Here is a 20,279-nt window from a genome sequence, read left to right on the forward strand (position 1 = left end):
TCGGGCCGGCACCCGCATCGGTCGCCGAACGGCGCGGCCGTGCGGTATCTGGTGCCACGGATCGCAGCCTGCCCGGCGGCCTTGGTGTCACGCAGATCTTGAGACCGATCTGTCGCGCCGCGCGAAGAGGGCAGCGGCGAGGAGGAGTTCTGCGATGTCGCCGCCGTAGTACATCAGCTCGGCTGCGCCCTGCCGCTCGGCGGCGGGTGCCGGCACGTCGACGAGGATTCCCGCGTACATGAGCTGGGACAGCGTGGAGTGGAACGCGATGGCGATGCCGAGAATGACCAATCGCATGGGTACGGCGGGACGCCGCGGTGCCGGGTCGGGGCCGGCGACGACCCACGCGAACAGGTAGCCGCTCAGCAGAAAATGCAGGTGGACGAGCAGATGCAGGGCAGGGTCACGGGTGCTTGCCGCGTACAGGGGAGTGAAGAAGAGCGCGGTCGATCCGCTCAGGGTGACCGTGAGCGCGAAGATCGGATGGGCGATGGTGTGCAGGATCCGGCTACGCAGTAGCCGGCCGATGCCGCGGCCGGTGCGGCGCGGCGCGACCGACAGCAGCAGGCTGATCGGCGCCCCCAGGACGAGTGCCAGGGGAGCGAACATGCCCACGAGAAGGTGCTGCACCATGTGGGTGCGGAAGTCGGCCGCGGGCCAGGGCAGCGGGTCCGGGGTCAGTCCCGCGGCGAGCAGTGCGCAGCCGGTGAGGAACAGGACGGTGCGCCGCCATGGCCAGGGCCGCTCGCGGACCGTAGCCGCCGCCTCGTACATGAGGGCGGCGATGGCTACGGCCAGCAGGACCAGGCCGCCGTCGGGGGAGTGGCGGTGGTTCACCGCCGGCCAGGGTCGTCGCCGGGGTACGCGGCGCCGTGTTGCCACAGCCACCCACCCGCGACCAGGGCAGCGCCCAAGGCGAGGAAGCCGAGGTCCCACCACAGCTGTACGGGGCCGCCGCGGACGTGGTGGATGCCGAGGATGTGGTGGTCGATGATGCCTTCGACGAGGTTGAACAAGCCCCAGCCGACCAGGATCCAGCCCCACAACACGCGCGATCCCCACACTCTGCCGCGGTGTGAGCTGACCCGGGAATACAGCAGGCCGAGCCCGCCGAGGACCGACAGCCAGGTGATGGTGTGGAACAGCCCGTCCCAAAGGGTGTTCATCTGAATTCCGGATACCGTGTCGGCCGGGTAGTACCTGATGCCGATGTTGTCCGTGTCCGTGCTGGTCAGCATGTGATGCCACTGCAGGACTTGATGCAGCAGGATGCCGTCGAGGAATCCGCCCAGGCCGACGCCGAGCACGATGCCCGGCGCGGTGATCGACACCGGTTTCCCAGCAGTCATCGATGTCCTCCTATTGTCGCCGCGCTCGAGCGCAGCGGCGCGGGTATACCCGGTGCCGCCGATCGCATGCGCAACCGTCTGGTGCGGAGGCCGACAAGCCAGCCCCGTGCCGGGGGATCACCTCGGCGAGAGGGCCACCGCGGTGAGCGCCGCGAGGATGTCGCCGTCCTCCGCGCGGGCTCTGATCCGCGGCGCTCAGCCGACCGGCTCCGTCATCGCGTGCGCCGCACTGCCGGTTCGAGCAGCGACAACGTCCGCTGAGACGTATCGAGGCCGACACGGATGCCGACCGGCATCGGCAGGTTCGGGCCCGCATGTCCGAACTCGACGTTGCCCAGGACTGCAATGTCACGGTCGCCGAGAACGTCAAGGACGATTTCGGACAGCGTCGGGGACGCCTCGGGCGAGTCGAGTCCGCCGATCTCGCGCGGAACGCCCACGACCATGCCGGAAATCCGATCGAGGATGCCGCAGTGCCGCATCACCTGCAGATAGCTCCACACGTGCGACGTGTGGCCGCCCATCTCCTCCCAGAACAACACGGCACCGTCGAACCACTCGAGTGGCATCGCGAAGCGCGTCGCCTGCACCAGCGCGATTCGATTGACCACCCCACCGATCAGCCGGCCTTCGGCACGCCCGGCGCGCCAGCACTCCCACGACGAGCTCGCAGGTAACGCACCGATCGCCTCGGTATCGGTCAGCAACCTTGAGTACAGCTTCTCGAGTTCCGCTCGGCGCGTCGCCGGCACAGTCTGCCAGTGCCCGCCGAAGCCAGGCACGGCCATGTCGGCATGGAACCCGACCAGGCCCGTGCGTGCATAGAGCACCAGATGCAGCAAGGAAATGTCGCTGTAGCCAAGGATCGGCTTCGGATCGGCCCTGATCGCCTCGATGTCGATCAAGTCGAGGTAGCCGAACGCCGTCTGGCCGCCGTCACTCGCGATGATCGCCCGAACCTCAGGATCACGAAGAAGCCCGTTGAGCTCCGCGGCGATCTCCGCCGGCGTCGCCGCGCTCCACCACCGGTGCCGCCCTACTTCCAGCAGCGGTGCCCGACGCACGCAGAATCCCATCCGCTCGAGCACGACCACCGCCTGCTCAACGTTGCGCTCGTATGCCGCAGGCAGCGGTCCCGACAGCGAAGCGATAACGACGAGGTCTCCGGGCCTCAGCGCAGGAGGTCGAAGCAGCTGAGGCAACGCAGAACCAGTCACCGGCGCAGTATCCGCACACGCGCCACAGCACGCTACACATTTCCAACAGACCAGCCAGCACAGAGGAATTACGTGAGCGCCTACATGATGTCGACGGCCAGGACCTCGGCATCGACATTGCACATCTCCAGTTTCGGCTTCCCTGCCCCGGGTAGTCAGCAGCGTCGAAGCGAAGGAGTGACCCATGGCCTCGGATGCCGTAGCCCTGATCAAGGACGACCACCGCCGGATGGAACAACTTTTCGCCCGTCTCAAGACCGGCGACGGTGACCGGCGAGCCCTGGTGGCCGAGGTTGAGGTCCGGCTCATTGCGCATGCCCGTGCCGAGGAGTCCGAGGTCTACCCGACTATCGCCAAGAAGGCCGGCGAGCAGGATGAGGTCGAACACGGCAACCACGAGCATTTCGAGGCCGAACACCATCTCCGCAAAGTCATCAACCTGATCGACTCCCCACATTTCGATCAGGCGCTCGAAGAATTCGTCGCCGCGGTCGACCACCACGTGCAGGAGGAAGAGTCCGAGCTGCTACCGGCCCTGCAGAAAGCTGTCGGCAAACAGGCCCTCGCCGAGCTGGGAACGGCCTTCGAGCGCGCCCGTCTGGACCACCTCCGAGCCGCCGGGCACGAAGAAAGCACCACTTCTGCCGAGCTCGAGCTGACTGATGCCACCCGCGACGAACTCTACGAGAAAGCCAAGGAGGCCGACGTTCCCGGACGCTCACACATGAAGAAGGACGAGCTGATCGAGGCACTCCGCGAGCAGCCCTCACACGGAAAGTAAGCATCGACGTATCGCTCGCCTCAGCGTCAGCCCGCGGTGGTTTGTTCGGCGACGGCGGCGAGGACGGCGAACAAGTTTCCGGTACGCGAGTAGATGTCGCGTTGCCGGGTGGCGCCGCCACCGTGTTCGCGCAGCCGGGCCAGCTCGTCGACGACGAGATCGAGGTCGCCGCTCGACAGCAGGGCGGGGCTGACCGTGGCGAAGAACTCGTTGACCAGTTCCCAAGCCGGCCGGGCGCGGCCCAGCCGCAGGTCGACCAAGGTCCGGGTGAGGCCATCACGGGCGGCGCGCCAGTGGGCAGCGGCGATCAGGCAGTCCCGCAGCCGGGGAGCCGGATGCCCGGCGGCGATATCGGTGACAGCGGTGGCGACGGCCGCGCGGATCAATGCGGCGGCGAGGACGGTGTCGCCGAGGTCGGCGCAGACGTCGCTGACCCGGATCTCCACCCTTGGAGCGGTCGGCGACACCCGGGCGTACCACCGGATCATCGAGGGGTCGAAGAGCACGCCGGCTGTCTGCAGGTCGGCGACGGTGTGGTCGTACTCGTCGGCCGAGTCGAACCACGGCGTCGGGCCGACGCCCGGCCAGCGCAGCAGTTGCACGTAGCGCCAGCTGGCGTGTCCCGTGTCCGTGCCGGTGAACACGGGCGAGTTGCCGCTCAATGCGCGGATGACCGGCAGCCAGGGTTGCAGGTGATTGCAGACGTGCACAGCGAGGTCGCGATCCGCGACGCCGACGTATACGTGCAGGCCGCAGGCGGCGGGTTCGAGCGCGACCGGGCCGTACCGCTCGGCCATCGCCTGGTAGCGGGGATGCGGCGCGAGGTCCCGCTCGGGTTCCCCGACGGGCGTGGCGCCGATGGCGATCAGCCGGGCTCCGGCGCCCGCGGCTGCGTCCGCGGCGGCCCGCCGCCGGACCGCCAGATTAGTACGCAGCTCACGCAACTGCGTGCATACGCCGGTGGTCATCCCGAGGACACTGCGGTGCACATCGAGCCGGCTATGGCCCTGCAGCGTGTCGGGCAGCGCCGCCTGAACCTGGTCGGCAACCGGTTGGTTGGCGCCGGAAAGCGGGTCCACCAGCAGGAACTCCTCCTCGACCTCGAGGGTGAGCGCCGTCGGGGACCCAGCCGGAAGGCCGCCGGTGGCCGTAGCGTGAGTGATTGCCATCGCAAGCTCGTCCTCTCTCCCGTGTCCGCACCGGCGAGGCGGACGCGGGACGGGGTGGCTACCCCACGCGGGACGCAGCAAACTTGCCGCGGTGACTAGCCCGCCCCCGGAGGACGACCGCGGGGCGGGCTGGCCGGGCGCACAGACGTGATCAGGAGGCGGCTTTTCGGGCTGCCTCTCGTACCAGGTCGCGGATCCGGTCGATGGCGGCCAGCGCCGGGCCGGTGAGCAAGTTCGCCGTCGCCGACTCGACACCCGGATGCGGTCGCGTCGGCGCGGCCGCTTCCGCGGCGCGCACCACCGACGCCAACGCCCGAAGGCGTTCGCTCGGGACCTTGGCGCGTAGCTGCGTGAACTCGTACCGTTCCTCATGCCGTGCGTGGGTGAGCACGGCGGTGCGCAACATCAGTAGTGACGCCTCGAATCCCTTGCTGTCGACGTCTGCGTCGAGCAGGGCGGTGAGCATCTCCTTCGCTTGACGCTCCTCCGCGAGACGGTCGTCGACGATGCCGTCGGCGCCGTCGGCGATGGTGCGGCTGAGGGGATGGATGACCTCCTCTTCCGCGGCCTCGTGCACCGCGAGCATGCGGACGAGGTCGTCGAAGGCCTCCTGCCGCTTTGCGCCGGAGGCGCCGACCACAAGCAGGAATTGTTCCTCGATCCGGGCGTGCTGGGTCAGCAGCAAGTCCACCACGTCGACGTCGGAACCCTGCGGGAGCGCGGTATCGGCGGTCGAGGGCTCAGGCACGGCGGGAACCCTCCTGAGCCCGCAGGGACTCCACCGGATGCGGGCCTTCTGTCTCCGACCGGTACTCGTCGCCGAACATCTCCCGGTGCGCGTCGATCACGGCCTCGCTGGGTGGCTTCTCGCCGCCATGGATCTGCTCCTGCATCTGCTCGAAGCGCTCGTGCGCCTCCCGGACGTAGCCGGCGCCCAACTTCGTGAGGTCGATCTGGGTGGCGAGCAGATGGCGCAGGTACTCTTTGTTGGGTTCGAACTTCAATGGCTCCGGTAGTCCGGTATTACCGACGATCTGCTCGGGTTCGCGGCCGTCGTAGCGGCGCAGCAGGTCGGCCGCCTGTTGCAGGTGCGCCAGTTCCATCTGCAGGTGTAGTTCCCAGACCGCTTTGATCCGCGGGTCGGTCTCCTGCTCCATGAAGGACCAGTACAGCCAGCACTCGTTGTACTCGTGCGTGACGAGCCGCTCCCACCATGTCTCTCCCGGGTCGACCAGCGACTCGTAGTGGGTGACGTGCTCCTCCTCGATGAGGCTGATCTCCTGGTAGAGCTGACGCGCGATCGGCTCCATGTACTGCGGGCCGGTGTTCATGTAGTACATCAGGACTTGCTGCTCGGCGGACAGGATCGTCAACGCGTGCAGCTTGGATCTGGGGTCGACGGCGTCTTTGGCGTAGGGGTCGTTGACGTTGTCGAACGGGTGCCGGAACTCCGCCACAGTGGGACGGCCGGGCATTACTTCGGTCACCCCATTGACGATCTTCTCGGCCTTGCGGCGCTCGACCATCTCGTACAGGTTCGCGTAACGGTAGAGGTGATCGAAGTCCTCCAGCACACCGAACTCGTACGCCTGCTTGAGGTAGGGGTCCGGCTCGTGCCGGGCCACCCACGCGGTCAGATCCACCGCGACCTGCTCGTACCCCAGAGTGGTCTCCAGCACGCTCGACAGGCCGGGCAGCAGCCAGTTCACGGTGCGCTGCTGCTGGCTCTCCACGAATCGTGTGTACGCCAGCTGCCGTTTCACGTCGGCATCTCTGCAGTTGCGCGTGAACTGGTGCGAGAACATGATGGCCTCGACTTCGATGCCGTTCATCGTGATGATCCGGCACCGGGTGTACGGGTCCACGGCCTCTGGATCGATCGGTTCAACGTTCAGCTCACCCCAGTTTCGGATCTGCTGATCCAGGGGAATCCCCTTGTGGTCAAGCGGGTTGAACATCACCACTCCTTGCGTCCAGACGATGGGACCCGGCGTACCCGCGGCCTTCCACGGCAAACTTCGATGTCGTCGCTGAGAAGGAACAGTCATGGCGTCGGGTTTGTCACGGCGTCAAGAACGGCCACCGTTGATGTCCGGCTGGAGTGCGTGCCGACCGCCAGCAGCGTGCGACGTTTGGATCGGGGCGTGGTAGGTATCTCCCAGGGATGCGACGTACTGGACAAATTTTGATCGTGGCGGGCGCCGTGGGCGCCGTCGTCACCTCTCTCATGACGAGGCGCTCACGGGCCCGTCAACGGGATGTCGGACGGCGGCATGTCGTTACCGTGTTCCGGCCGTTCGAGGAGTTGACCACGACCCAGCTTCCCGGCTCGCTCACCGAGCTCGGCGACGCCGTGGAGGTGACCCTGCGTCCCGCGCCGGGAAGCCGGGGCACCGAGGTCGTGGTCTCCGCCCGTGACGACACCGTTCCCGCCGGGCGCATCCGGCGCGCTCTGCGCGAGACCCGGTCCCTGCTCGAAACGGGCGACGTCCTGCTCCCCGCCGGACCGCCCACCACCACACCGACACCGCTGAACCGGCCGTTGCGCGCCGCGACCCGGCACGGCCGGGAAGGAGGTCTGCTGTGAAAGCCCTGCAATGGCAAGGGATCAACAAACTCGCAGTCGGCGAGGTGCCGGATCCGCAGCTGCGCAACCCCGGTGACATCATCGTGAAAGTAACCCGGACCGTCACGTGCGGCTCGGATCTGCACCTGCTCGGCGGCTACATCCCCTTCTTGGAGAAAGGCGATGTGCTGGGTCACGAGTTCCTCGGTGAGGTCGTCGAGATCGGCCCGGACGTCCGCCGGCACCGGGTCGGCGACCGGGTCGTCGTGTCGTCCTTCATCGCCTGCGGTAAGTGCTGGTTCTGCGACCAGGACCTGTACTCGCTCTGCGACAACGGCAACACCAACCCGGCGATCACGGAGACGATGTGGGGGCAGGCGCCCGGCGGCTGTTTCGGTTACTCGCACGCCATGGGCGGCAACGCAGGCAGCCACGCCGAGTACATCCGGGTCCCGTTCGCCGACGTCGGCGCGTTCACCGTGCCCGAGGCAGTCAGCGACGAGCGGGCACTGTTCGCCTCGGACTCGGCCGCGACCGGCTGGATGGGCGCCGATCTGGGCGGGGTGCAGCCCGGCGACGTGGTCGCGGTCTGGGGCGCCGGCGCGGTCGGGCAGATGGCGGCGCGCGCCGCGGTCCTGCTCGGCGCCGACCGGGTCATCGTCATCGACCGCTACGACAACCGGCTGGACCAGGCTTCGAAGCACGCCGGCGCGGAGACCCTGAACTACACCCGCGACGACGTGGCGGGGGAGCTGCGCGAGCGGAGCGGCGGCCGGGGACCGGACGTGTGCATCGAGGCCGTCGGGATGGAGGCGCACACGACCGGGCCGCAATTCGTCTACGACCAGCTCAAACAGCAGCTGCGCCTGCAGACCGACCGGCCCGCCGCGGTCCGCGACGCCATCCATGCCTGCCGCAAGGGCGGATCGGTGTTCGTGCTGGGCGTCTACGCCGGCTTCGTCGACAAGTTCCCGCTGGGTGCGCTGATGAACAAGGGCCTGACCGTACGCGGAGCGCAGATGCACGGTCAGCGCTACATCCCGATGCTGCTGGAGCGCATGGCCCGCGACGAACTGGTGACCGAACACCTGGCGACCCACGTCCTGCCACTGGCTCAGGCGCCCGAAGGGTACCGGCTCTTCAAGGACAAGGAAGACGATTGCGTACGGGCGGTATTCCTGCCCCATGAGACGGCGGCCGGGGCGTGACTCTCTGCCGGTGTGAAACGCGGTCCCGAGGGTAGACGGCCGGTATGGCACGTACGGTGACGGCGTCGGTGGCGGCATCCAGCGAATGGGTGGACGCGGCCGGTGTCCGGCAGCCCGGCGGCGAGGTGCACGCCTGGCAACCGGGCCTCAACCAGACGGTGTGCGGTCTGCCGCTGAGCCGCGCCCGGCTGCGGCGCTTCCCGCACGTACCGTTCGACTTCCGCCGCACCGACGTGGTCACGCCCGAGGAGCAAGTCCGCCACATCTGTCCCCGCTGCGTCGCCGCGACCGGCCGGCGCGGGGAGCGGTCCTGGACCCGGATCGCTCCCCGCCCCTGATCTTGCGAAACCGTGGGCGTGGGCGACCAGCACCCACCACCAGGTCGATCGCTGGAATCGGCCGGGCCTCTCGGACGGGCTCTCAGGTGGGACCGTCACCCACTACCTGTCGCTCGGGCCGGTAGTGACCGGTTTCCAGCGCAGGTGGACGTGCTGGTCGGGCTGATGCCGCAGCAGGGCCAGGCGTGGGGGGATCTTGTCGGTGCGGGACGTCGGGGGTTTGCGGCTGCCGGCCTGGAACTGGATCGGCCAGCCGGCTCCTTCGCCGCGGTAGTTCTGCTCCGCCGCGGCGTGCAGTGTCCACTGCGGGTCGTAGAGGTGGGTTCGGCCCAGGGCGCACAGGTCCGCCCGTCCCGCGAGCAGGATGGAGTTCACGTCGTCGTACGAGGAGATGGCGCCTACGGCGATCACCTTCACTCCCGCCGGTGCGGCGACGAGCTGGCGGATGCGGTCGGCGAACGGGGTCTGGTACGAGCGGCCGTACGCCGGCTGTTCCTCCTCGGTGACCTGCCCGGAGGAGACGTCGATGGCCGCCGCCCCGTGGTCGACGAAGGCTCGGGCGATCTCCACGGCGTCGTGCTCGGTGTTGCCGTCGGGCATCCAGTCTGTCGCAGAGATGCGCACCGTCACCGGGATCTCGGCGGGTACGGCCGCGCGGACGGCGTCGAACACCTCGAGGGGGAATCGCAGCCGGTTGGGCAGCGGGCCGCCGTACTCGTCGGTGCGTTTGTTGGCGATCGGTGAGAGGAACGAGGACAGCAGGTAGCCGTGCGCGGCGTGGACCTCGACCAGGTCGAAGCCCGCGGCGACGGCGCGTTGCGCGGCGGCGGTGAAGTCCGCCACCACCTTGTCCAGGTCGGTGCGGTCGGCCTCTCGGGGCAGGTGGCAGGTCTGACCGTACGGGAGTGCCGATGGGCCGATGACCTCCCAGTTGTCCTGCGCGAGGGGCTTGTCCATGCCCTCCCACATGAGCCGGGTGGAGCCCTTGCGCCCGGAGTGGCCGAGCTGGATCCCTATTCTTCCCGTCGTCCGCGAGTGCACGAAGTCGGTCACCCGCCGGTACGCGTCGCGCTGCTCGTCGGTCCAGAGGCCGGTGCAGCCGGGGGTGATCCTGCCCTCCGGGGAGACGCAGACCATCTCGGTCATGACGAGCCCCGCGCCGCCGAGGGCCTTGGAGCCCAGGTGCACGAGATGGAAGTCATCGGGTACGCCGTCAGTCGCCGAATACATGTCCATCGGCGACACGATGACCCGGTTCTTCAGGCGCAGGGGCCCGATGTCGACGGGTTGGAACATCGCGGGTACGGCCTCCGGAGCCCCCGCCACCTCGGCGAACGCGGACTCGATGCGGCGCGCGAAGTCGGCGTCGCGTTCCTTGAGGTTCTCGAACGTGACGCGGCGGGAACGGGTCAGGAGGTTGAAGCAGAACTGGGCGGGGTCCTGGCCGGCGTACATCCCGATGTTCTCGAACCATTCGAGGGAGGCCTGCGCCGCGCGCTGGGTGGACTCCACCACCGGCTTCCGCTCGGTCTCGTACGCCTGCAGCGCGTCCGCGAGTGACGGCTGCTCGTGCAGGCACGCCGCGAGGGCCAGGGCGTCCTCCATCGCGAGCTTCGTGCCCGACCCGATGGAGAAGTGCGCGGTGTGTGCGGCGTCCCCGAGGAGGACGACGTTGCGGTCGTGCCAGCGCTGGTTGCGTACCGTCGTGAAGTTGAGCCATTTGGAATTGTTGGTCTGCACCTCGTGCCCGGCCAGCTCGGCGGCGAACGTAGCCTTGATCTTCTCGACGGCGTGATCGATGTCAATCGCGTCGAATCCCGCGCGACGCCAGACGTCCTCGTGCATCTCGACGATGAAAGTCGAGCCGGCCGCCGAGTACGGATACCCGTGAATCTGCATGGTGCCCCACTCCGTCTGTCTGACGAAGAACTGGAACGCCTCGAAGACCAGGTCGGTGCCCAGCCAGATGTACTTGTTCGCCCGGTGGTCGAGCGTCGGTGTGAAGGTGTCCGCGTACTTGGTCCGGATCTTCGAGTTGATGCCGTCCGCGGCCACCACGAGGTCGCACGCCGTGCGCAGCTCGTCGGCATCGGGAGCCTCGCTGCGATAGTGGACGGACACGCCGAGGTCGGCGGCACGCTGCTGGAGCAGGCGCAGGAGATCCTTGCGGCTCATCGCGGCGAACCCCTGCCCGCCGACCGTGAATGTGTGCCCGTCGACGTCGATGTCGATGTCGGTCCAGCGGGCGAAGCGGCGGGCCATCTCGTCATGGATGTACGTGTCCGCGTTCCCGATACCGCCCAGCGTCTCGTCGGAGAAGACGACGCCGAAGCCGAAGGTGTCGTCGGGGGCGTTGCGTTCCCAGACGGTGATGTCGTGGCGCGGGTCCAGCTGTTTCATCAGCGCGGCGAAGTAGAGACCTCCGGGGCCGCCGCCGGCAATGGCGATTCTCACGCGGGTTCCTGCTCTCGTTCGACGTGCTGCCGCAGGACGTAGCGCTGCAGCTTGCCGCTGGCGTTACGCGGAAGCGACTCGCAGAAACGGACCTCGCGGGGATATTTGTACGGCGCCAGCTGCTGCTTGACGTAGTCCTGGAGTTCCTTGGCCTTCGCCACGTCACCCTCGACGCCGTCGACCAGCACGACGAAGGCGCACACGATGGATCCCCGGTCGGCGTCGGGCTTGGCCACGACCGCAGACTCCGCCACGTCCGGGTGGGTGTTCAGGGCCGACTCGACCTCCGGCCCGCCGATGTTGTACCCCGAGGAGACGATCATGTCGTCGGTCCGCGAGCAGTAGTAGAAGTAGCCGTCCTCGTCGGTGTAGAACGTGTCCCCGGTGACGTTCCAGCCGTCGACGACGTAACCGGCCTGGCGTTCGTCGTCGAGGTAGCGGCAGCCGACCGGGCCGATCACGGCCAGCCGGCCCTCGGCGCCCGGCGGCAGTTCCTCGCCCTCCGGCCCGAGGATCGTCGCCCGGAACCCCGGCACCGGCCGGCCGGTCGCGCCGGGACGGATGTCGTCCCCGGCCGCGGAGATGAAGATGTGCAGTAACTCCGTGGCGCCGATGCCGTCGATGATTCTCAGCCCGATGGCGGCCTCGGTCTCGTCCCGGACGCTGCGCGGGATGTGCTCACCCGCGCTCACCGCGACGCGCAGGCCGCGCAGCTTGTCGATCTTGCCGGACTTCAGGATCTGCCGGTACGCCGTGGGCGCGGTCGCCAGCGCGGTGATCCCGTGTTTCTCGACGAGATCGGCGAGCTGCGTCGGCGTCGCGCTCTCCACGAGGAACACGCAGGCGCCCGCGCGGAGGGGGAAGACGACGAGCATGCCGAGCCCGAAGGTGAACCCGAGCGGCGCCGTACATGTCACGACGTCTTCGGGGGTGAGCTTGAGGACCTCCTGGCCGAACGTGGCGTCGATGGCCAGGAGGTCGCGGTGGAAGTGCGTAGTGATCTTGGGTGTGCCGGTGCTGCCCGAAGTGGGTCCGAACAGGGCGACGTCGTCGGCCGCGGTCCGGACGTCGGTGAACTCGCCCGGCTTGGCGGCGCAGAGCGCGATGAGGTCGCCGTCGCCGTTGCCGCCGAACGGCACCACCGCGACGGATTCCACCTCCGCGGTGAACCGGTGGTCGACGAGCGCGATCGTCGGCCGCGCCTTGGTGACCACCGGGCCGAGGTCGCGGGCGCGCAGCGCCGCCATCGTCGTGACGGCGATGCCGCCTGCCTTCAGCACCCCGAGCCAGCAGGCCACCATCCAGGGGTTGTTGGGGCCCCGGAGCAGGACCCGGTTGCCCGGTACGAGCCCCAGGTCCTCGACGAGCACCTGCGCCACCTGGTTGGCACGCCGACGGAGCTCGCCGTACGTCCAGGTCTCGCCCGAGTCGGTGCGCAGCGCCGGCCGATCGGGGCCGAACGTCGCGATGGCGACGTCGATGAGCTCCGTGGCCGCGTTGAGGCGGTCCGGGTAGCGCAGGCGGTCGGTCGTGAACTCCAGCCGCGGCCACTGGTCGGCGGGCGGCAGGTGGTCGCGGGCGAAGGTGTCGGTGTGGGAGGTGGGTGAGAGCTGCATCGAGGGTCCTTTCCAGGGGGTCAGGACGCGCGGATCATGCCTTCCTGCACGACCGTCGCCAGGTGTCCACCGTCGCGGGTGAAGAAGCAGCCCTGGCCGAGTCCGCGCCCGGACCCGGCCGACCCCGCCTGCTGCGCGTAGAGCAGCCAATCGTCGAGTACGCCCTCGCCCGGGGCGCGGTGGAACCACATCGCGTGGTCCAGGCTCGCGGTGACCAGCCCGGGCCTGGCCCAGGGCAGGTCGAGCACGCGCAGCACGGGTTCGAGGATGGTGTAGTCGCAGACGTAGGCCAGCGCCGCCAGGTCGCGCTGGGTACGGGTCAGGCCCTCGACCGGCCGCAGGGTGTCGTACGGCTTGACCCACACGGCCTGGTACGGCGCCCGCTCCCCGTCGACGGTCAGGTAGACCGGCCCGGGAAGGTGCCGCATGTCGAAGCTGCGCCCGTCGCTCCAGTACGCCTTCGACTCCTCGGTCATCGTCCCGCCGTCGCGCGGGGCGAGGTACTCCGCCGAGGTGGGCAGCGTCTCGGGGCCGGGGACCTCGGGGGGCCGTACGGCGAAGGCCCCGCCGGGCTCTCCCTTGGCGAAGGAGGCGAGGGCCACGTACACCGGTTTTCCGGACTGGAAGGCGCGGACCTGCCGGGTCCCGTAGCCGCGGCCGTCGCGCAGCACCTCCACCTCGTAGCGGACCTCGGCCCCGATGTCGGCCGGCCGCATGAAGTAGGAGTGCATCGAGTGCAGCGTCTTGCCGTCGTCCGCCCCCTCGGGCACCGTCCGCATGGCGGCCGCGGCGGCCGCCGCCACCAGGTCGCCGCCGTACGCCTTCGGCCACGGGCAGGGCTGGGTGACCGCGGTGAAGGCCACGTCGTAGTGCTGCGGCTCGGTCGCCTTCAGCGTGATGGCGGACGTGAACGTCGCCGAGGTCGCGGTCACGGGCGCTCGCTCCAGTCGATCAGCGCCTCGTCCGCGACGTCGTCGAGGTTGACGACGATGTTGTCGGGCGTCCGCGTGGTCATCCACGTGAGGGGCCGGTTGCGGTCGAGGTTGCATTCGACGTGCGGCATGAAGGGCGGGACGAAGACCCAGTCGCCCTCCTCCATGTCGATGTAGTCCTGGAACTTCACTCCGAAGTAGATGCGCGCGCGACCGGACAGGACGAATCCGCCGGTCTCGGCCTCGCCGTGGTGGTGGGGGACCGACCGGAAACCGGGTTCGTTGCTGACCTTGCCGAACCAGAGGCGTCGCGCCGGCGTGTGCTGGGGGCTCACGCCCGCGATGCGCGTGGCGCCCGACGACTGACCGGTCAGGCCGGACTCGAGTCCTCCCCGGGTGACCACCGGCACGACCAGGCCGCCCTCGGTGGCGTACATCGAATTGTCGGTCGGCTGCATGCTCGACTCCTAGTCCTTGTGGAAGACGATCCGGTTACGCAGGGTGCCGATCCCGGTGATCTCGGTTTCCAGCACAGCATCGTCGGCGAGGAAGGCCGGAGGCGTCATCCCCATACCGACGCCGCCGGGCGTGCCGGTCAGGATCAGGTCGCCGGGGCGCAGGCGGGTGAAGGCCGACGTGTACACGACCAGCGCGGCGGCGTCGAAGACCAGCGAGCTCGTGTCGCCCCGCTGGCGTTCCACGCCGTCGACCCGGCAGACGACCTCGACGCCCGCGACCGGATCGATCTCGTCGGCGGTGACGACGACCGGGCCGATCGGCGTGCTCCGGTCCCACGCCTTGCCCTGGAACCACTGCAGGGTCCGCTTCTGCCAGTCCCGGACCGACACGTCGTTGGCGACCGTGTAACCCCGGATGGCCGCCTCCGCCTCGGCCCGGCCGCCGCCGTGGATCTCCGCGCCGATCACCACGGCCAGTTCGGCCTCCCAGTCCACCTGCAGGCCGGGTGGAAGTTCGATGTCGTCGGTCGGCCCGGTCAGCGTGTCGGCGTACTTGGCGAAGAGGGTCGGATGGGTGGGCAGCTCACGGCCGGTCTCGAGGATGTGGTCGGCGTAGTTCAGGCCGCAGCAGATCACCTTGCGCGGCGAGGGAAGTGGCAGCGCCATGCCGGTCGGCCGCACCGGCTCACCGATCAGATCGGTCACGGCCCGGCCGGGGAACTCGTCGAGGTAGGCGGAGAGGTGCGGTGCGGGCAGCCGTCGCCAGCCGTCGCCCGGGTCCGCCGCGGCCGTCGTACGGCCGTCCGGCCCGATCAGCGTCGCGAGCCTCATGCGTCGCACTCCTCTCGGCCCGGGTATGCAGTTTTTTTCACGCCCGTCAGCTAAAGTCAATAGTCTAGAGCTGACGGAGGCCCGATGACCCCCATTCCTGTCAATCCCGCCGCGCTGCCGACTCCCAGCGGCTACTCGCACGGCACCCTGGTCGGCACCACGCTGTACCTGGGCGGCCAGACCGCCCTGGACAAGGACATGAAGATCGTCGAAGGCGGGATCGTCGAGCAGTTCCGTCAGGCCTTCGGCAACGTCCTCACCACGCTGCGGGCGGCGGGCGGGCGGCCGGAGGACCTGGTCAACGTCACGATCTACCTCACCGACATCCCCGACTACCAGGCGCACGGCAAAGAGATCGGCAAGGTCTGGCGTGAGCTCGCCGGGCCGGTCTATCCGGCCATGGCCGGCATCGGCTGCACCGCGCTGTGGCAGCCGGAGGCGATGATCGAGATCCTGGGCGTCGCCGTCATCCCCGAGGAGCGGCTCGTCAGGTCGTGACGTCGCCCATCACCGAGCCGGCGAAACGATGCGCGGGCTCGGTGAGTCTGTCTTTCAGCTCGTCGAACAGGGCGGCCGCGCGGACCCCGTTCCAGTCGCGCGGCAGCAGCTCCGGCGGCAGTCCCGGGTCCAGGAAGGGGAGCCGCCGCCACGCGGTCAGCGCCCGGACGTAGTCGTCGAACGCCTCCGCGTCGCCACCCGCGTCGCCGCGCTCCCAGCGCGCCGAGACCGGATCGAACGAGTCCAGGAACTCGCCGTAGAGCTGCTGCAGCCCGTCCAGGTCCCACCAGCGGCCCGCCAGCTCGGCGACGTCCCCGAAGGCCAGATAGTCGGCGTCGAACAGGTCCACGTACGCCGACAGCTCGTAGCGCTCCAGCACCTCGCGGGTCTCCTGGCGCAGATGACGGGGTGCGATCCACACCCCCGAGGCCACCGTGCCGAACCCCAGCCAGCTCAGCCGCGAGCGCAGCACGTGCCGCTGCTGACGTTGGGACTCGGGAACGCTGAAGACCGCGAGCAGCCACCCGTCCGCCAGCTCGGCCCGCTGCCGGCCGAAGATGCGCTGGTCACCCTCGTCCAGGATGCCCCGGGCCTGCTCGGACAGGCTGTATCCGGCCGAGGCGCCCACCTTGCGCGCCTCCAGCAGCCCGCGCCGCTTCAGCCGGGAGATCGCCGAGCGTGCCGACGAGGCGTCGATCCTGAGGCGCTCCATCAGCTGGATCAGCGCGGAGACGCTGATCCAACCGCCGGCCTCACGCGCGTACAGCCCGTAGATCGTGACGATGAAGGCGCGGGGCCGCGTCGATCTGGGCTCCGCGTCCTCGGTCGCTCCGTTCACCATCGTCACGAGGACACGATAGGGGCCGTCGGTCGCCGCTGTGGCGGCCCCTGGCAAACCGGCCCCGTCGTGGGCGATCGACACCGACCGTCCACGACGAGAACGTCCGGTCAGGCAGCGGCGCCGAAGACGCCGACCTCGACCGTGTCGACGAAGGCGCAGCCGCCGGCCTGGCTCGGGCAGGTGCCGCCGTCGTCGGCCACCTGCGTGCCGAGCATCGTGTAGCGCACGAACTGCACGCCCGCGGTGCCGGCGGTCAGGCTCACCGGATTCATCTTGTCCCGGTTGGCCGGCCCGAAGTGGCCGGTGGCCGCCACGGTCCAGGCGGTCCCGTCGGGCGACGTCTCCACCCGGTAGTCGCCGGTCGACGCGCTCGGATCGTCGCCGCAGTTGCCGGTGGGGTTGATCTCGACCGACGACACGGTGATCTTCGCCGGCAGCTGGATGGTGATGAACCGGGGCTCGATCGCCGTACCGCTGGTGATGACCGCGTCGGTGCTCCAGCCGGTGCCCTGCGACATGTCGATCGCCTGCGCCGGACCGCAGCCGAAGCTGCTGTTGTCCACGCCGTTGAAGTCGGTCGGCTGGGCGCCGCCCTGCGACGCGGCCCAGTCCCGGCGGACGGTCCAGTTGACGGTGGTCGGCGTCCTGGTCACCTTGACGGTCTTGACCTGCCGGTCGAACCCGGCTCCACCGGCCGCGACCTTCTGGTACGTACCGACGAAGACGTTCTTGATCCGGTAGTGGCCCTTGGCGTCGGAGACAGCGGCGTAGGAACCGGCGAAGCCCGAGCTGTGCCCGCCGAAGGTGATCGCGACCCCGGCCGCCGGCCGTCCGCTGTCCCGCTCGGTGACCGTGCCGGAGACGGAGCTCTTCGCCGAGTGCCGCGTGGGCGGTAGCGAGAAGTCCTCCACCGGCGCGGTGTCCGAGCCGTCCACCACGGCGGCGAAGAAGCCCATGCCGCGGTGCGCGAAGGTCTTCCAGATGTCCTTCTGGTGCCGGCCACCGGCCACCACCCGGTCGGCGATCAGGATCGCGTTGCGCATGTCCAGGAACGACGGGTCGGCGGGGGAGAGCTCCATCGCCCGGGTCACCAGCGACTCGGACAGCTTGGAACCGAGCGCGGCGCGCAGGTCCCACAGGGTCTGCGCCCAGATCTCACCGTCGGCGTGCACCTCGGGCCCGCGGCGCGAGATGTGGCCGAAGTCGCCGAACGTGTAGCCGCCCGGACCTGCCGTCGGCGTGCCCGGGCACACCGTGGCGGAGGCGCCCACCGTGCAGTCCAGCGGCTGCGTACGGATCGTGTTCGCCCCGGCCGTGGAGTACTCGAAGACCACCAGTTCACCGGGCTTGCGGGTGTCCTTCTCCAGGCCGGCGTTCTGCAGGTAGTCGTACGCGTACCAGTCGCTCCACGCCTCTCCCATCGCCCCGGAGTGCGGGCCGTTGAGGGTGGATACACCCGCCGCGTCGACGACGAGCCGGTTGGACAGCCCGTGGGTGTACTCGTGGTAGACCGAGGACGCCTCGTTGCCGGTGTCGGACGGCACGTACGGGTCCTCCTCCGGCGTCGAGTTCGCCGCCGGCTGCAGGTACAGCTGCATCGTCGGCGCGGTCCCGTCCGGCGGGGTCGACATGTTGGCGTTGTCGACGTGGGCATCGTCCGGCAGGCCGTTGGCGGTGTTCGCCCCGTCCAGGTCGTTGACCTGCACCGGGTCGCCGTCGCGGGTCTCGAAGTTGCCCGCGGCACGAGTGAACCCGATCGGCGCGGCCCGCAGGTGATCGTGGAAGACCGAGGTGAAGTACAGGGCCTGGGTGGCGTCCATGGCACGGTTCGCCTGCCACGAGAACGGCGTCTTCGGATCCCAGGTGCACCGGAACTGGGCCGAGCACAGGCCGCCGACCTGCTGCGTGTAGTCCTTCATCGGATACCGGAAGTGACCCGGCGAGCTCGGACCGACCTCCTCGCCGGCGTCGGCCAGGTTGTTGTCGTTCAGGTCGGTGAACACGTGCGACGAGTTGCCGGTGAGGGTCGTCGCGTACGGGGACACCCACTTGCGCAGCGAGACCCGCCGCTGCTTACCGCCGGCGGGGGCACCGGGGTAGTTGTCCCAGACCAGAGCGTCCGGGCCGGCGTCCTTCTGCGTGAGGCTCTGCCGGTAGAGGATGCGGCCGGTTCGCGCGTCGACGACGTGCAGGTAGCCGGACTGCATGGTCAGGGTCTGATACCCCAGGCGCAGGCCCGAGGGGGTCGGGAAGGCGACCAGCTGAGCCTTGTCCCTGGTCGTCGACCGGGCCTCCCGCGCGTCCTGGCGGGCCGTGTCCAACGCCTGCTTGCCGGTCAGCTCGGCTCCGGCCAGCTCGGCCGGCACCTGCCGCACCGGTGAGCCGGTCATCTGGATCAGCTCGCCGTTGCGGGCGACGTCGGCCCGGATGCCGTTGCCGAACACCGGCACGGACCCGACCCGCTGCAGGAAGCTCAGGTGGTGGGTGCCGGCGATATCCACATAGTCGCGACGCAGTCGCAGCGTCGCCGGGTCGACGCCGAACAGATCGGCATGTGCCTTGAGGTAGGCGCGGGCGACCTGCACGGCCGGCTTCCGCGACGGCCCGGTGAGGAAGCCGTCGAGCTTCGCCACCTGCCGCGGCGTGCCGGTCAGCGGGTCCAGGTCGACGATGCCCTGGTCACCCAGCTCCGCACGCATGCCGCGCAGCGACGCCGGCGGCTTCGCGGCGAGCATCGCCGCCCTTTGCTGGAGCGGGCCGGTGAGCGCGGGATCATGCCGCGCGTCGTAGTTCTCCGGAGCCGCGGTGTCCGCCGCGGTCCGGTCCGGATGCGGTGCTGCCGACGGGGGTGCCGGGGCAGCCGACGCGGAGGTGGCGGTGACTGCACCCGGCATGATTGCCACGGCCAGAGTCACGCCTATGGCGAGGGTACGTCTTGTGTACGTCTTCACCCGGTCAGCCTGGCAAAGCGAACGATCTAAATCAACGGATCTATCGGTCAGTGTTGATCACGACCCGACGGCAGTCCGCCCCCTGCGTCGTCACCACCAGTAGTTCTCCTGCGGGCAGGAGACCACCGGCTTGGACAACACCCGGGCCAGGGCCACTTGAGCCATCGGTACGCCGCGGGCCTCGGCGACCGCCTGGACGGCATCGACGACCGGGTTGTCAACGTCCCGGTCGAATGCCTTGGCGACGTTGTCCGCGGACGAGCGTGCGGTCTGTTCGCCCCATGGCCGGGTGGCCCGGCCCTTCGCCGGCGGCGAGTACGGGGTCGCTACCATCTCGCGAGTCAGCTCGCAGCCAGAGGCGGGGTCTCCGATGAAGATCGATCGAGCAACGGCCACCGGCTGGCTCCGCGATGTGGCCGCAGGCCGGTGGGATGCGGCGTTGTCCGACCGCGGAGGCTTCCGCCGGGCGGCCAACTCCACGGTCTTCGCGCGCAAGGTCGCCGACGGCGGTCGTCAGCGCATCCATCTGGATCTCATCGTAAGACCGCCTCACGCGCGGGACTCCTTCCATCTGTCGCCCCGGTGTTCGGTCGCTTTCCCCGCGATCGCGAAAGTCGCCGCGCAGATGCTCGGGAGAAACGTTGGTGGTTTCGGCAAGTCCGGTGTCGTGGAAATGGGACTTCTGGATCTGATCGCCCCCGAATCACCGATGATGCTGTTCGACTCGGCCGAGCGGCTCGCGGCGTTCGCTCCGGAGATCGAGCGCTATCTGACGGAGGCGTTGGTGCCCTTCTTGGACCAGCGGACCAGCGTCGCGGCCTTCACCGAGACGAAATGGCGGGAATGGGTCGACAACGGAGTATCTCCCTATGGTGCCGGCAGGTATCCGCTCCTCGTCGCGGCCGGGCATCTGGTGATGGGAGACGCACGCCAGGCGCTGCGCACGCTGGAGACCGCTTATCCGGAAGGCAGCGACGACCGGAAGGAATACGAGGACGCCTTTCTCGTGGTGCAGGCCTTTTGACGTCAGACGTCCCGGCTCCAGCCGCCGCACGTGCGGTGACAGCACT

General features: G+C 69.0%; 20 protein-coding genes. 6 read left to right on the forward strand and 14 right to left on the reverse strand.

The features are described 5' to 3' along the window. Positions 1–87: 87 nt before the first annotated feature. The 3 genes from AB0368_RS36010 to AB0368_RS36020 all read right to left on the reverse strand — a co-directional run bounded on the left by AB0368_RS36010 (position 88) and on the right by AB0368_RS36020 (position 2,566). Complete coding sequence (locus AB0368_RS36010) at positions 88–837, reverse strand: cytochrome c oxidase assembly protein (RefSeq protein WP_366158523.1); 750 nt, start codon at positions 835–837, stop codon at positions 88–90. Then, positions 834–1,349, reverse strand: coding sequence for a DUF2243 domain-containing protein (locus AB0368_RS36015; RefSeq protein ID WP_366158524.1), 516 nt, complete (start codon positions 1,347–1,349; stop codon positions 834–836). The genes AB0368_RS36010 and AB0368_RS36015 overlap by 4 nt, the downstream gene beginning before the upstream one ends. A gap of 212 nt (positions 1,350–1,561) precedes the next feature. Continuing rightward, positions 1,562–2,566 (reverse strand): S66 peptidase family protein, encoded by a 1,005-nt coding sequence (locus AB0368_RS36020; RefSeq protein ID WP_366158525.1) that lies wholly within the window; start codon positions 2,564–2,566, stop codon positions 1,562–1,564. Positions 2,567–2,750: 184 nt separating this feature from the next. Here AB0368_RS36020 and AB0368_RS36025 point away from each other — a divergent pair, with 184 nt between their 5' ends. Beyond that, positions 2,751–3,347 carry a hemerythrin domain-containing protein gene (locus tag AB0368_RS36025; RefSeq protein WP_366158526.1) on the forward strand — a complete coding sequence of 199 codons (597 nt, stop codon included), beginning with the start codon at positions 2,751–2,753 and terminating at the stop codon, positions 3,345–3,347. Positions 3,348–3,373: 26 nt separating this feature from the next. Here AB0368_RS36025 and AB0368_RS36030 read toward each other — a convergent pair whose 3' ends face one another. From AB0368_RS36030 to AB0368_RS36040, 3 genes are all read right to left on the reverse strand, one after another. After that, positions 3,374–4,516: a glutamate--cysteine ligase gene (locus AB0368_RS36030; protein ID WP_366158527.1), complete on the reverse strand. Its 1,143-nt coding sequence runs from the start codon at positions 4,514–4,516 to the stop codon at positions 3,374–3,376. 151 nt (positions 4,517–4,667) lie between these two features. Further along, positions 4,668–5,264 (reverse strand): hemerythrin domain-containing protein, encoded by a 597-nt coding sequence (locus AB0368_RS36035; RefSeq protein WP_366158528.1) that lies wholly within the window; start codon positions 5,262–5,264, stop codon positions 4,668–4,670. Further along, complete coding sequence (locus AB0368_RS36040; RefSeq protein ID WP_366158529.1) at positions 5,257–6,474, reverse strand: hypothetical protein; 1,218 nt, start codon at positions 6,472–6,474, stop codon at positions 5,257–5,259. The genes AB0368_RS36035 and AB0368_RS36040 overlap by 8 nt, the downstream gene beginning before the upstream one ends. Before the next feature lie 326 nt (positions 6,475–6,800). On the opposite strand from AB0368_RS36040, the gene AB0368_RS36045 reads away from it, so the two are divergent. Genes AB0368_RS36045 through AB0368_RS36055 form a run of 3 tightly spaced genes read left to right on the forward strand, consistent with a single transcriptional unit; the run spans position 6,801 to position 8,628 of the window. After that, complete coding sequence (locus AB0368_RS36045) at positions 6,801–7,103, forward strand: hypothetical protein (protein ID WP_366158530.1); 303 nt, start codon at positions 6,801–6,803, stop codon at positions 7,101–7,103. Further along, a complete protein-coding gene (locus AB0368_RS36050) occupies positions 7,100–8,290 on the forward strand; it encodes a zinc-dependent alcohol dehydrogenase (RefSeq protein WP_366158531.1) in 1,191 nt (396 codons plus the stop codon). The genes AB0368_RS36045 and AB0368_RS36050 overlap by 4 nt, the downstream gene beginning before the upstream one ends. A gap of 44 nt (positions 8,291–8,334) precedes the next feature. Beyond that, on the forward strand, positions 8,335–8,628 hold the full coding sequence (locus AB0368_RS36055) for a hypothetical protein (protein ID WP_366158532.1): 294 nt from the start codon (positions 8,335–8,337) through the stop codon (positions 8,626–8,628). A 102-nt stretch (positions 8,629–8,730) separates the two neighbouring features. Here the strand turns inward: AB0368_RS36055 and AB0368_RS36060 are convergent, their stop codons facing one another. The 5 genes from AB0368_RS36060 to AB0368_RS36080 are packed head-to-tail and all read right to left on the reverse strand — an operon-like array spanning position 8,731 to position 14,919. Then, the gene (locus AB0368_RS36060) at positions 8,731–11,082 is read right to left on the reverse strand and encodes a bifunctional salicylyl-CoA 5-hydroxylase/oxidoreductase (RefSeq protein WP_366158533.1); all 2,352 of its coding nucleotides are present in this window, start codon (positions 11,080–11,082) and stop codon (positions 8,731–8,733) included. Next, positions 11,079–12,698 carry an AMP-binding protein gene (locus tag AB0368_RS36065; RefSeq protein WP_366158534.1) on the reverse strand — a complete coding sequence of 540 codons (1,620 nt, stop codon included), beginning with the start codon at positions 12,696–12,698 and terminating at the stop codon, positions 11,079–11,081. The genes AB0368_RS36060 and AB0368_RS36065 overlap by 4 nt, the downstream gene beginning before the upstream one ends. A gap of 20 nt (positions 12,699–12,718) precedes the next feature. Continuing rightward, entirely contained in the window at positions 12,719–13,630 is a 912-nt protein-coding gene (locus tag AB0368_RS36070; protein WP_366158535.1) for an acyl-CoA thioesterase domain-containing protein, read from the reverse strand. Beyond that, a complete protein-coding gene (locus tag AB0368_RS36075; RefSeq protein ID WP_366158536.1) occupies positions 13,627–14,088 on the reverse strand; it encodes a cupin domain-containing protein in 462 nt (153 codons plus the stop codon). Before AB0368_RS36075 ends, AB0368_RS36070 begins: the two co-directional genes overlap by 4 nt. A gap of 9 nt (positions 14,089–14,097) precedes the next feature. Continuing rightward, positions 14,098–14,919, reverse strand: a complete 822-nt coding sequence (locus AB0368_RS36080) for a fumarylacetoacetate hydrolase family protein (protein WP_366158537.1) — start codon at positions 14,917–14,919, stop codon at positions 14,098–14,100. An 84-nt stretch (positions 14,920–15,003) separates the two neighbouring features. On the opposite strand from AB0368_RS36080, the gene AB0368_RS36085 reads away from it, so the two are divergent. Continuing rightward, a complete protein-coding gene (locus tag AB0368_RS36085) occupies positions 15,004–15,417 on the forward strand; it encodes a RidA family protein (protein ID WP_366158538.1) in 414 nt (137 codons plus the stop codon). Here the strand turns inward: AB0368_RS36085 and AB0368_RS36090 are convergent. From AB0368_RS36090 to AB0368_RS36100, 3 genes are all read right to left on the reverse strand, one after another. Next, entirely contained in the window at positions 15,407–16,258 is an 852-nt protein-coding gene (locus tag AB0368_RS36090) for a PaaX family transcriptional regulator C-terminal domain-containing protein (protein WP_366158558.1), read from the reverse strand. The two genes, AB0368_RS36085 and AB0368_RS36090, sit on opposite strands and share 11 nt — an antisense overlap. 107 nt (positions 16,259–16,365) lie before the next feature. Next, positions 16,366–19,173: a M36 family metallopeptidase gene (locus tag AB0368_RS36095; protein ID WP_366158539.1), complete on the reverse strand. Its 2,808-nt coding sequence runs from the start codon at positions 19,171–19,173 to the stop codon at positions 16,366–16,368. Between the two features lie 126 nt (positions 19,174–19,299). Then, positions 19,300–19,542, reverse strand: coding sequence for a hypothetical protein (locus AB0368_RS36100; RefSeq protein WP_366158540.1), 243 nt, complete (start codon positions 19,540–19,542; stop codon positions 19,300–19,302). Between the two features lie 37 nt (positions 19,543–19,579). Between AB0368_RS36100 and AB0368_RS36105 the strand changes: the two genes are divergently transcribed. Further along, positions 19,580–20,233 carry a hypothetical protein gene (locus AB0368_RS36105; protein WP_366158541.1) on the forward strand — a complete coding sequence of 218 codons (654 nt, stop codon included), beginning with the start codon at positions 19,580–19,582 and terminating at the stop codon, positions 20,231–20,233. The last annotated feature ends 46 nt before the right edge of the window (positions 20,234–20,279 follow it).

Origin of the sequence: Actinoplanes sp. NPDC051475 (assembly GCF_040689425.1) — a bacterium.
Taxonomy (GTDB): domain Bacteria; phylum Actinomycetota; class Actinomycetes; order Mycobacteriales; family Micromonosporaceae; genus Actinoplanes.

Coding starts and splice junctions, on each gene's coding strand:
- AB0368_RS36090 (WP_366158558.1), bottom strand. CDS start 16,258: ATGGTGAACGGAGCGACCGAGGACGCGGAGCCCAGATCGACGCGGCCC.
- AB0368_RS36015 (WP_366158524.1), bottom strand. CDS start 1,349: ATGACTGCTGGGAAACCGGTGTCGATCACCGCGCCGGGCATCGTGCTC.
- AB0368_RS36080 (WP_366158537.1), bottom strand. CDS start 14,919: ATGAGGCTCGCGACGCTGATCGGGCCGGACGGCCGTACGACGGCCGCG.
- AB0368_RS36065 (WP_366158534.1), bottom strand. CDS start 12,698: ATGCAGCTCTCACCCACCTCCCACACCGACACCTTCGCCCGCGACCAC.
- AB0368_RS36040 (WP_366158529.1), bottom strand. CDS start 6,474: ATGTTCAACCCGCTTGACCACAAGGGGATTCCCCTGGATCAGCAGATC.
- AB0368_RS36105 (WP_366158541.1), top strand. CDS start 19,580: ATGAAGATCGATCGAGCAACGGCCACCGGCTGGCTCCGCGATGTGGCC.
- AB0368_RS36030 (WP_366158527.1), bottom strand. CDS start 4,516: ATGGCAATCACTCACGCTACGGCCACCGGCGGCCTTCCGGCTGGGTCC.
- AB0368_RS36100 (WP_366158540.1), bottom strand. CDS start 19,542: ATGGTAGCGACCCCGTACTCGCCGCCGGCGAAGGGCCGGGCCACCCGG.
- AB0368_RS36055 (WP_366158532.1), top strand. CDS start 8,335: ATGGCACGTACGGTGACGGCGTCGGTGGCGGCATCCAGCGAATGGGTG.
- AB0368_RS36085 (WP_366158538.1), top strand. CDS start 15,004: ATGACCCCCATTCCTGTCAATCCCGCCGCGCTGCCGACTCCCAGCGGC.
- AB0368_RS36025 (WP_366158526.1), top strand. CDS start 2,751: ATGGCCTCGGATGCCGTAGCCCTGATCAAGGACGACCACCGCCGGATG.
- AB0368_RS36075 (WP_366158536.1), bottom strand. CDS start 14,088: ATGCAGCCGACCGACAATTCGATGTACGCCACCGAGGGCGGCCTGGTC.